The 10,918-nt window shown below is 72.9% G+C and carries 8 protein-coding genes; 7 read left to right on the top strand and 1 reads right to left on the bottom strand.

Translation table 11 applies throughout. The features are described from left to right. The 3 genes from LJ221_RS21040 to ftsY all read left to right on the top strand — a co-directional run. A partial coding sequence (locus tag LJ221_RS21040) for an AAA family ATPase (RefSeq protein ID WP_241718296.1) occupies positions 1-1,376 on the top strand: 1,376 nt, incomplete at its 5' end. Between the two features lie 266 nt (positions 1,377-1,642). Then, positions 1,643-3,076: a sugar porter family MFS transporter gene (locus LJ221_RS21035; protein WP_374228524.1), complete on the top strand. Its 1,434-nt coding sequence runs from the start codon at positions 1,643-1,645 to the stop codon at positions 3,074-3,076. A 188-nt stretch (positions 3,077-3,264) separates the two neighbouring features. Then, on the top strand, positions 3,265-4,497 hold the full coding sequence (gene ftsY, locus LJ221_RS21030; protein ID WP_241718295.1) for a signal recognition particle-docking protein FtsY: 1,233 nt from the start codon (positions 3,265-3,267) through the stop codon (positions 4,495-4,497). Positions 4,498-4,578: 81 nt separating this feature from the next. On the opposite strand, the gene LJ221_RS21025 is transcribed toward ftsY, so the two are convergent. After that, a complete protein-coding gene (locus LJ221_RS21025) occupies positions 4,579-5,268 on the bottom strand; it encodes a bifunctional DNA primase/polymerase (protein ID WP_241718294.1) in 690 nt (229 codons plus the stop codon). A gap of 381 nt (positions 5,269-5,649) precedes the next feature. On the opposite strand from LJ221_RS21025, the gene LJ221_RS21020 reads away from it, so the two are divergent. From LJ221_RS21020 to LJ221_RS21005, 4 genes are all read left to right on the top strand, one after another. Next, positions 5,650-7,188: a hypothetical protein gene (locus tag LJ221_RS21020; RefSeq protein WP_241718293.1), complete on the top strand. Its 1,539-nt coding sequence runs from the start codon at positions 5,650-5,652 to the stop codon at positions 7,186-7,188. A gap of 351 nt (positions 7,189-7,539) precedes the next feature. After that, on the top strand, positions 7,540-8,835 hold the full coding sequence (locus LJ221_RS21015) for an ammonium transporter (RefSeq protein ID WP_241718292.1): 1,296 nt from the start codon (positions 7,540-7,542) through the stop codon (positions 8,833-8,835). Further along, positions 8,832-9,170 (top strand): P-II family nitrogen regulator, encoded by a 339-nt coding sequence (locus LJ221_RS21010; RefSeq protein ID WP_093662123.1) that lies wholly within the window; start codon positions 8,832-8,834, stop codon positions 9,168-9,170. The genes LJ221_RS21015 and LJ221_RS21010 overlap by 4 nt, the downstream gene beginning before the upstream one ends. A gap of 22 nt (positions 9,171-9,192) precedes the next feature. Beyond that, on the top strand, positions 9,193-10,918 hold a 1,726-nt coding region (locus LJ221_RS21005; RefSeq protein ID WP_241718291.1), incomplete at its 3' end, for a [protein-PII] uridylyltransferase.

Below are 10,918 nucleotides of genomic sequence, written 5' to 3'. Positions count from 1 at the left end.
CGGCGGGGGAGGCCGGGCGCGCGGCCGCGGCCGTGGCCAGGGCCGAGGAGGCGCTGGCGCGGGCCCGTGAGGAGGCCGAGGTGCTGGCCGGACGGCTGGCGGCGGCCGAGGAGCAGCCGGGGGAGGAGGAGCCGGACACCTCGGTGCGCGATCGGCTGGCGGCCGACGGCGCCAACGCCCGCCAGACGGAGATGGAGGCACGTCTCCGGGTGCGCACCCATGAGGAAAGGGTCAAGGGGCTCGCCGGGCGGGCGGACTCCCTGGACCGGGCGGCGCGTGCCGAGCGGGAGGCGCGGGCGCGTGCGGAGCGCCGGCGCGCCCGGCTGCGGCACGAGCGGGAGGTGGCCTCGGCGGTCGCCTCCGGTGCCCGGCAGCTACTGGCTCATGTGGAGGTGTCGCTGGCGCGGGCGGGGGAGGAGCGAGAGGCCGCCCGGGGCGCCAAGGCCGAGGGGGAGCGCGAACTGTCCGCCGAGCGGGACCGGGGCCGGCAGCTGAAGGAGGAGCTGGACAAGCTCACCGACTCCGTACACCGCGGCGAGGTGCTGGGTGCCGAGAAGCGGCTGCGGATCGAGCAGTTGGAGACCCGGTCCCTGGAGGAGCTGGGCGTGGAGCCGGCCGTGCTGGTCCGCGAGTACGGCCCCGGCCGGCCGGTGCCGCCGTCGCCTCCCGCCGAGGGGGAGCAACTGCCGGATGACCCCGGCCACCCGCGCAACCGCCCGGTCCCCTTCGTCCGTGCCGAGCAGGAGAAGCGGCTACAGACGGCCGAGCGGGCGCACCGGCAGCTGGGCAAGGTGAACCCGCTGGCGCTGGAGGAGTTCGCGGCGCTGGAGGAGCGGCACCGCTTCCTCAGCGAGCAGCTGGAGGACCTGAAGAAGACCCGCGGGGACCTGCTGCAGGTGGTCAGGGAGGTGGACGAGCGGGTCGAGCGGGTCTTCACCGAGGCGTACCGCGACACGGCCCGCGAGTTCGAGGGCGTCTTCTCACGGCTGTTCCCCGGCGGCGAGGGGCGGCTGGTCCTCACCGACCCGGAGAACATGCTCACCACGGGCCTGGACGTCGAGGCCCGGCCGCCGGGGAAGAAGGTCAAGCGGCTGTCACTGCTGTCGGGAGGCGAACGCTCGCTGACAGCAGTGGCGCTGCTGGTGTCGATCTTCAAGGCCCGGCCCAGCCCGTTCTACGTCATGGACGAGGTCGAGGCGGCGCTGGACGACACCAACCTCCAGCGGCTGATCGGGATCATGAGGGAGCTCCAGGAGAGTTCGCAGCTCATCGTGATCACCCATCAGAAGCGGACCATGGAGGTCGCCGACGCCCTCTACGGCGTCTCGATGCAGGGCGACGGGGTGTCCAAGGTCATCAGCCAGCGGCTCCGCTGAGATCCCACCAGGGTGGCACGGGGCAGGGCAGGCGGGGCGGAACGAGTTCAGTGTCTTCGCTCTTGCTTCGCTTCCCGAACGGAAAACGTTATCTGTTGGATCCGTCTCGGGCCTCTCTCATCTATTGACTTCAATTATTGAACGAATGGTCTCTGTATGGTCGGTTGTGCCTTCAAGCGGCGGCATGCAGTTGTGTGTGCCGGGTAAAAGGCGGCAACCACTTGGCACCCCACCCGGCGCCGCCGGGGATCGCAGGAGTACACACCGTGACCAGCACCGAACGGGTGGGAACGGACGGCCCGGGCACCCCGGCCGTACGCCACCGGCACCTCAGGCACGTCGTCTTCATCGCCGTCGCGGCGGCGATGGGAGGCTTCCTCTTCGGATACGACAGTTCCGTGATCAACGGTGCGGTCGTCGGCATCCGCGGCAGATTCGACGTCGGCCCCGGCCTGCTGGCACAGGTCATCGCCGCGGCCCTGATCGGCGCCGCGATCGGGGCCGCCGTCGCGGGCCGGCTCGCCGACCGGCTCGGCCGTATCCGGGTGATGCAGATCGCCGCGGCGCTCTTCGCCCTCAGCGCCATCGGCTCCATGCTCCCCTTCACCCTGTGGGACCTGGCCTTCTGGCGGACCCTGGGCGGTGTCGCCATCGGCATGGCCTCCGTGATCGCCCCCGCCTACATCGCGGAGGTCGCTCCGGCCGGATACCGCGGCCGGCTCGCCTCCTTCCAGCAGGGCGCCATCGTGCTGGGCATCGCCGTCTCGCAGCTGGTCAACTGGGGTGTGCTCAACCTCGCCGACGGCGACCAGCGCGGGCAGCTGCTGGGCCTCGAGGCGTGGCAGCTCATGCTCGGCATCGAGATCGTCCCCGCCCTGCTCTACGGGCTGCTGGCCCTGCGCATACCCGAGTCCCCGCGCCACCTCGTCGCCCTGGGGCGCACGGACGAGGCCAAGGCCGTCCTCAAGGAGGTCGAGCCGGAGGGGACCGACCTGGACATCCGCGTCGCCGAGATGGAGGCGGGCATGCGCCGTGAGGGCAGGCCGAACCTGCGCGACCTGATGGGCGGACGCTTCGGCCTGCTGCCGATCGTCTGGGTGGGCATCGGCTTGTCGCTGTTCCAGCAGCTGGTCGGCATCAATGTGATCTTCTACTACAGCGCCTCGCTGTGGCAGTCGGTCGGCATCGACCCCGGCAGCTCGTTCTTCTACTCCTTCACCACCTCGATCATCAACATCGTCGGTACGGTGATCGCGATGCTCCTGGTGGACCGGATCGGCCGCAAGCCGCTGGCCCTGACCGGCTCCGCCGGCATGGCGCTCTCGCTCGCCGCGGCGGCCTGGGCCTTCTCCTACAAGAGCGGCACGGGCGAGGACATCTCCCTGCCCGACACCCAGGGCGCCGTCGCCCTGGCCGCCGCCCACGCCTTCGTGCTCTTCTTCGCCCTCTCCTGGGGCGTGGTGGTCTGGGTGATGCTCGGAGAGATGTTCCCGGGCCGCGTCCGCGCCGCCGCCCTCGGCGTCGCCGCCGGCGCCCAGTGGGTGGCGAACTGGCTGATCACCGTCACCTTCCCGAGCCTGTCGGACTGGAACCTCTCGGGCGCGTACGTCATCTACACGGCCTTCGCCGTGCTCTCGATCCCGTTCGTCCTCAAGTTCGTGCCGGAGACCAAGGGCAGGACGCTGGAGGAGATGGGCTGACCCGCCCCGCCCGCGCGGCGACGAGCGCCGTTCCGGCCCGCCCCACGGGCCGGAACGGCGCTCGTCCGCGTCCTTGACCGATACTGGAACGCGTTGTGACTCCGGCTCCGAAGGAGCTTCTCGCTCGGCCCGAACGGCTCTGCGGCGGGCAGGCCCTGCCCGTGGCGCAGGTAACTCTTTAGGGAACCATGGACATCCTCATTCTCGTTGTCGTCATCGCCGTGGTCGCCGTCGTGGCGATCGGCGGACTGGTGGTCACCGGCGTCCGCAGGAAGAAGACGCCACGGCTGGACCGCTCCGCCCCACCCCCGACCATCACCGCGCCTCCGACCGAACCGCAGGTCGGTGAGGAGGCTGGGCCTCCCCGCGCGGAGGAACGCCGCACCATCGAAGAGGTCGAGCTGCCGCGGCCCCCGGCCGGGGCGACGGACGCGGAGGCTGCCGCGCCCCCGCGGCCGGAAGCCCCCGAGATCGAGGTGCCCGCTCCCACCGCCGGACGCCTGGTGCGACTGCGCGAGCGACTGTCGCGGTCCCAGAACACCCTGGGACGCGGTCTGCTCACCCTGCTCTCCCGCGACCACCTCGACGAGGACACCTGGGAGGAGATCGAGGACACCCTGCTCACCGCCGATGTCGGCGTCGCCCCCACTCAGGAGCTGGTCGAGCGGCTGCGCGAGCGGGTCAGGGTGCTGGGCGCCCGTACCCCCACCGAGCTGCGCGCGCTGCTGCGTGAGGAGCTGCTGGCCCTGATCGGCACCGACCTGGACCGCACCGTCCACACCGAGGGTGGTGTGTCCTCCGAGGGCGTGGTGCGGCCGGGCGTGGTGCTGGTCGTCGGAGTCAACGGCACCGGCAAGACCACCACCACCGGCAAACTCGCCCGCGTCCTGGTGGCCGACGGCAGGTCGGTCGTGCTGGGCGCCGCCGACACCTTCCGCGCCGCCGCCGCCGACCAGCTCCAGACCTGGGGCGAGCGTGTCGGCGCCCGCACCGTACGCGGCCCCGAGGGCGGCGACCCGGCGTCGGTCGCCTTCGACGCGGTCAAGGAGGGCATCGGTGAGAACGCGGACGTGGTGCTCGTCGACACCGCGGGACGGCTGCACACCAAGACCGGCCTGATGGACGAGCTGGGCAAGGTCAAGCGGGTGGTGGAGAAGCACGGTCCGGTCGACGAGGTCCTGCTCGTCCTGGACGCCACCACCGGCCAGAACGGGCTGATCCAGGCCCGGGTCTTCGCCGAGGTCGTGGACATCACCGGAATCGTGCTCACCAAGCTCGACGGCACGGCCAAGGGCGGCATCGTCATCGCCGTCCAGCGCGAGCTGAACGTCCCGGTCAAGCTCGTGGGCCTGGGCGAGGGGGCGGACGACCTCGCGCCGTTCGAGCCGGAGGCGTTCGTCGACGCCCTGATCAGCGACTGACGAAACCGACGGGCCGCGAAGGACATCGGACGCCCCGCCGCACGGCCGAGGTCGCGGCGGGGCCCGCGGGCCCCGCCGCGGTCAGGAGCCGGGCAGCTCGCGGTGGCAGACGTATGCCAGGGTGCCCAGCAGCAGCCTGGCCTGCGGAGGACGGCCGGCCCCTTCCAGGGTGGGCGGCCGCAGCCATCGGACCGGCCCGAGCCCGCCCAGGTCGGAGGGCGGAGCGGTGACATGGTCGCCCGGGCCGAGACCGCGAAGGTCCAGTACGGCGTCGTCCCAGCCCGTCCGGTACAGCAGACGGGGAAGACCGGCGGCGGCGCCGGTGGCCACGAAGAACCAGGCGCGGCCGTGCGGGGCGACGGCGACCGGCCCGAGCGGCAGCCCCATCCGCTCCAGCCGGGCCAGCGCACGGCGCCCGGCGGGCTCGGACACCTCGATGACGTCGAAGGCGCGGCCCACTGGCAGCAGCAGGGACGCACCCGGGGCCCGGTCCCAGGCCGCGGCGGCCTCGTCCAGCGTCGAGCCGGCCGGCACCAGCAGCGACTCGTCCAGGGGATGGGCGCCGGGGGAGGGGCATCCGGGGGTGCCGCAGGAGCACTCGATCCGGTCGCCGACGCGTGTGGCACGCGCCCCCGGGACCACGTCCCAGCCCCACAGACCGGTGTACTCGGCCACCGCGGTGCACATCGGGGCGCGGCGGTGGCGCCGGGTGCCGGACCGCAACTCCCGGAGCTCCCGGATCTCGCGGATGCTGCCGATTGTGAAGCCCATGCCCCCTCCAACGGGTCCCGCGCGCTCTTGGTTACGAAACCGTCGCACAGAGCGACGCGGGATGGTCCGGTTCGAAGCGAGGCGACGGGATCTGTATGAGGGGTGCGCCGGTCTTCGTGCGCCCCCGGTGTGCATCGCTTCAACCGGTTGTGGCCATCCTGATACAAGTGAACCGCGCGGAGTGCTGCTTGGGTTCACTCGAAGGGGTGGCGAATGGTGGCGGTTTTGCAATTTCACTCGCTGAATCGGTGATCGTAGGATTACTTTCGGTTCACACGGCGATGCAGAGGCAACGGAAGACGTCCGGCGTGCGCCTATCCCACAGGTATGCCGTGAGAGCATCCGAGGCAGGGCGCGTACGGGCCGAATGGGGGCGTTCCAGTGGGCGACAACGGCAGCGGCAGAGGCGGCGGAGTCGGCACCGCCGGGAAGCGCCCGAACGGACAGCTCGCCTCGTGGTTCGCGCGCAGCGGCTGGTCCAAGGGCGAGCTGGCCCGGCAGGTGAACCGCCGGGCACGCCGGATGGGCGCGTACCACATCAGCACCGACACCTCCCGGGTGCGCCGCTGGCTGGACGGCGAGCAGCCCCGCGAACCGATCCCGCGGATCCTCTCCGAACTGTTCTCCGAGCGCTTCGGCTGCGTGGTCGCCGTCGAGGACCTGGGATTACGCACCGTCCGCCAGACGGCCTCCGACGGCGGCGTGGACCTGCCCTGGACGGGGCCGCAGACCGTGGCGATGATCAGCGAGTTCTCGCGCAGCGACCTGATGCTGGCCCGCCGGGGCTTCCTCGGCAACTCCCTGGGCGTGGCCGCGGGCCCCGCGCTGATCGAGCCGATGCAGCGCTGGCTGGCGCCCGCCCCGGCCACCCCGGCCCCCGGTGAGCGCTTCCCCGGCGCTTCGTCGGGGCCGGTCCCGGTCCGGAGCAACAGCGCACCGGGCGACCACCGGCTGTCGGACCCGGAGCTGGAACTGCTGGAGCAGACGATCGTGATGTTCCGCCGGTGGGACGCCCAGTGCGGGGGCGGGCTGCGGCGCAAGGCCGTCGTCGGCCAGCTCCACGAGGTCACCGACCTCCTTCAGGAGCACCACGCCGAGCCGGCGCGGCGGCGGCTGTTCCGTGTCACGGCCGAGCTGGCGGAGCTGGCCGGCTGGATGAGCTACGACGTCGGACTCCAGCCGATCGCGCAGAAGTACTTCGTCCTCGCCCTGCACGCGGCCAAGGAGGCCGGCGACCGGCCGCTGGGCTCGTACGTGCTGTCCGGCATGGGCCGCCAGATGATCCATCTGGGCCGGCCCGAGGACGCGCTGGAGCTGGTCCACCTCGCGCAGTACGGCGGCCGGGAGGACGCCACGCCCCGGACCCAGGCGATGCTCCACGCCGTCGAGGCGCGCGCGTACGCCAACATGGGCCGGCCCGACAAGTGCCACCGGGCGGTGCGGATGGCCGAGGAGACCTTCGCCGAGGCCGCCCCCGGGGACGCCGATCCGGACTGGATCGGCTTCTTCTCCGAGGCCGAACTGAATGCCGAGAACGCTCACTCCTACCGTGACCTCGCCTATGTGGCGGGCCGCAGCCCGGCCTACCTCTCGCTCGCGCAGCCGGCGATGCGGCGGGCCGTGGACCTGTTCGGCCGTGAGTGCGGCGGCGGCGGCGGCGGCCACCAGCGCTCCTACGCGCTCAACCTCGTCGGCATGGCCACCGTCCACCTGCTGCAGCGCGAACCCGAGCAGTGCGCCGAGATGGCCGGCCGGGCGCTGGGAGTGGCGAAGCGCCTCCGTTCCGAGCGGGTAGACAACCGCATCCGCAAGACCGCGGCCACGGCGGCCCGCGAGTTCGGGGACATCGCGGAGGTCGTCCGGCTCACCGAGCGGCTCGCCGACGAGCTGCCCGAGAGCGGGGCCGCCCTCGCGGGCTGAACGGGTCCGCCCGCGGGTCCGGGTCGCCCGCCCCGGGCCGCCCGCCGCCCGTCCGCCCTCCCGCCGTTCCTTCCCGGCCGCCAGCCGTACGGCCTCCGGGTTGTCATACGACCGTGCCGACAGGGCCGCCCCCCACCGGCCGGGCGCGAGGACCGCGCGGGCTGAACGGACCCGCGGGCGGCGCGGCTCCGGCCCGCGGGCGTGTTCACCCGGACGTAACAGAGGGCGCACCTTCGTCACGGCCGCGAAACACCGCGCCGCATCGGCGGAAACGGGGCTCCGGAAATCTGTGGCTCATCCTGACCCCCCAGATCCGCCCCCACGGGTCGCGTACGCGAGGAGACGCCCACATTGAACGGCGCGGATACCGCTTTCGTACTGATCAGCGCGGCGCTGGTCATGTTGATGACGCCCGGCCTGGCCCTTTTCTACGGCGGCATGGTCCGGGTCAAGAGTGCACTGAACATGCTCATGATGTCCTTCATCTCCCTGGGCATCGTGAGCGTCCTCTGGGTCCTGTACGGCTACTCGCTCGCCTTCGGTACCGACACCGGCGGCCTGATCGGCAGCCTTGAGCACATCGGTCTGAGCGGCATCGGCGTCGAGACGCTGACCGGCGGCGACGAGGGCATCCCCGTCCTCGCCTTCGTGCTCTTCCAGCTCATGTTCGCCGTCCTGACGCCCGCCCTCATGAGCGGCGCCCTGGCCGACCGGGTGAAGTTCAGCGCCTGGGCGTTGTTCATCACCCTGTGGGCCACGGTCGTCTACTTCCCCGTCGCGCACTGGGTGTGGGCCGAGGGCGGCTGGCTGTTCGAACTGGAGGTCATCGACTTCGCGGGCGGCACCGCCGTCCACATCAACGCCGGGGTCGGCGCCCTGGCGGCCGTCCTGGTGGTCGGCAAGCGCATCGGTTTCAAGCGGGAGCCCATGCGGCCCCACAGCCTCCCGCTGGTGGTCCTGGGCGCCGCCCTGCTGTGGTTCGGCTGGTTCGGTTTCAACGCCGGCTCCGCGCTGGGTGCGAACGGCACCGCCGCCACCATGGCCCTGAACACGCAGGTCGCCACCGCCGCCGCGATCCTGGGCTGGCTGCTGTACGAGCGGATCCGGCACGGCGCCTTCACCACCCTGGGCGCCGCCTCCGGAGCCATCGCCGGCCTGGTGGCCATCACCCCCGCCGGCGCGCACGTGAACGCCGTGGGCGCGATCGTCATCGGCCTGGTGGCCGGCCTGGTCTGCTCCTGGGCCGTCAGCCTGAAGTACCGGCTCGGCTACGACGACTCCCTGGACGTCGTCGGAGTCCACCTCGTCGGTGGCGTCATCGGCACCCTGCTGGTCGGAGTCCTGGCCACGGACGGAGTGGGCGGCCTCACCCAGCTCGGCAAGCAGGCCGTCGGGGCCTTCTCGGTGATGGCCTTCTCCTTCGTGGTCTCCTGGATCCTGGCCAAGCTGGTCGACGTGGTCATCGGCTTCCGGGCGAGCGAGGACGACGAGACCGCCGGACTGGACCAGGCGTACCACGCCGAGACCGCGTACGACTTCAGCGCGGTGGGCGGCTCGCCCGCGTCCCGCGGCGCTGTGGGCGGTCACAACGACAGCGCGACGGCCTCGCCGTCCGCGAAGCGGACCGACAAGAAGGTGGACGCGTGAAGCTCATCACCGCAGTCATCAAGCCGCACCGGCTCGACGAGGTCAAGGACGCCCTGCAGGCGTTCGGAGTGCAGGGACTGACCGTCACCGAGGCCAGCGGGTACGGTCGGCAGCGCGGCCACACCGAGGTCTACCGCGGCGCCGAGTACACCGTCGACCTGGTCCCCAAGGTCCGTGTGGAGGTCCTGGTCGAGGACGAGGACGCCGAGCAGCTCCTCGACGTGGTGGTCAAGGCCGCCCGGACCGGCAAGATCGGCGACGGCAAGGTCTGGAGCGTTCCCGTCGAGACGGCGGTGCGCGTCCGCACCGGCGAGCGCGGCCCGGACGCGCTGTGAGCCGGCCGGAGCGGGAGACCGCGTGACCTCGGCATCCGGAAGCCCCGGCAACTACGCGGCGGCCCGGCTGCGCCTCCTCGGTGAAGGAGCGCGGTCCGGGCCGCCGCGCCGCCAGGCCCTGTCCGACCTCACCGACGGCTGGCTCGCCTCGCTGCTGGGCGACGCGGGCGAGGGGGTCGCGCTCGTGGCCGTCGGCGGCTACGGCCGCGGGGAACTCTCCCCGCGCAGCGATCTGGACCTGCTGCTGCTGCACAGCGGCCGCGGCACACGCGAGGTCGCCGCCCTCGCCGACCGTCTCTGGTACCCGGTGTGGGACCTCGGGATCGCCCTGGACCACTCGGTACGCACCCCGGGCGAGGCCGAGCGGGCCGCGGCCGAGGACCTCAGGGTGCGGCTCGGGCTGCTCGACGCCCGGCACATCGCCGGGGACCCGGAACTCACCGCCGCACTGCGCACCCGGATGCTCGCCCGCTGGCGCGCCGGCGCCCACCGGCTGCTGCCCGAGCTGCGCGAGGCGACCCGGGAACGCGCCCGCCGCCACGGCGAACTGCGCTTCCTCCTCGAACCCGACCTGAAGGAGGCCCGCGGTGGCCTGCGGGACGCCACCGCCCTGCGCGCGGTGGCCGCCTCCTGGCTGGCCGACGCGCCCCGCGAGGGACTGGCGGAGGCACACCGCACCCTCCTCGACGTACGCGACGCCCTCCACCTGACCACCGGCCGTGCCACCGACCGGCTCGTCCTCCAGGACCAGGACCAGGTCGCCGACGCCCTGGAGCTGGAGGACGCGGACGCGCTGCTGCGCCGCGTCTACGAGGCGGCCCGGGTGCTCTCCTACGCCTGCGACGTCACCTGGCGCGAGGTCGACCGGGTGCTGCGCGCCCGCCGTCCGGGACTGCGGCGCGCCAGGCGGTCCGCCGCGCGCACCCCGCTGGCCGAGGGTGTCGTCGTGCAGGACGGCGAGGTGGTGCTCGCCCGGACCGCGCGCCCCGAGCGCGACCCCGTACTACCCCTGCGTGCCGCCGCGGCCGCGGCCCAGGCCGGGCTGCCTCCGTCACGCCCCGCCCTGCGGAGGCTGGCCGCCGCGGCGCCGCCCCTCCCGGTGCCCTGGCCGACCGAGGCTCGCGAGGAGTTCGTCACCCTCCTGGGAGCGGGCGAGGCCGCCGTCGGAGTGTGGGAGGCACTGGACGCGGAGGGCCTGGTCACCGCCTGGCTACCCGAGTGGGAGCGGGTGCGCTGCCGGCCGCAGCGCAACCCCGTGCACCGCTGGACCGTCGACCGCCATCTGATCGAGACCGCCGTACGGGCCGGTGCGCACGTCCGCCGAGTGCGCCGTCCCGACCTGCTGCTGGTCGCCGCGCTGCTGCACGACATCGGCAAGGGCCGACCCGGCGACCACAGCGTCGCGGGCGAGGCGGTCGTACGCGACCTGGCCGCCCGGATGGGCTTCGACGCCGCGGACACCGCGGTCCTGGCCGCCGCCGTCCGCCACCACCTGCTGCTGGCCGAGACCGCCACCCGGCGCGACCTGGACGATCCGGCCACCGTACGCACCGTGGCCGACGCCGTCGGCGACACCGGGACGCTGGAGCTGCTGCACGCGCTCACCGAGGCCGACGCCCTGGCCACCGGGCCCGCGGCCTGGTCCACCTGGCGCGCGGGACTCGTGGCCGACCTGGTGAGGCGGACCGGCGCGGTGCTGGAGGGGAAGGCCGCGGGGACGGCGGAGGAGCGGGAGCGATCCGCCGTCC

It is taken from the genome of Streptomyces sp. CNQ085, from assembly GCF_022614595.1.
Taxonomy (GTDB): domain Bacteria; phylum Actinomycetota; class Actinomycetes; order Streptomycetales; family Streptomycetaceae; genus Streptomyces.
This window is presented reverse-complemented; position numbering and strand designations above follow the sequence as displayed.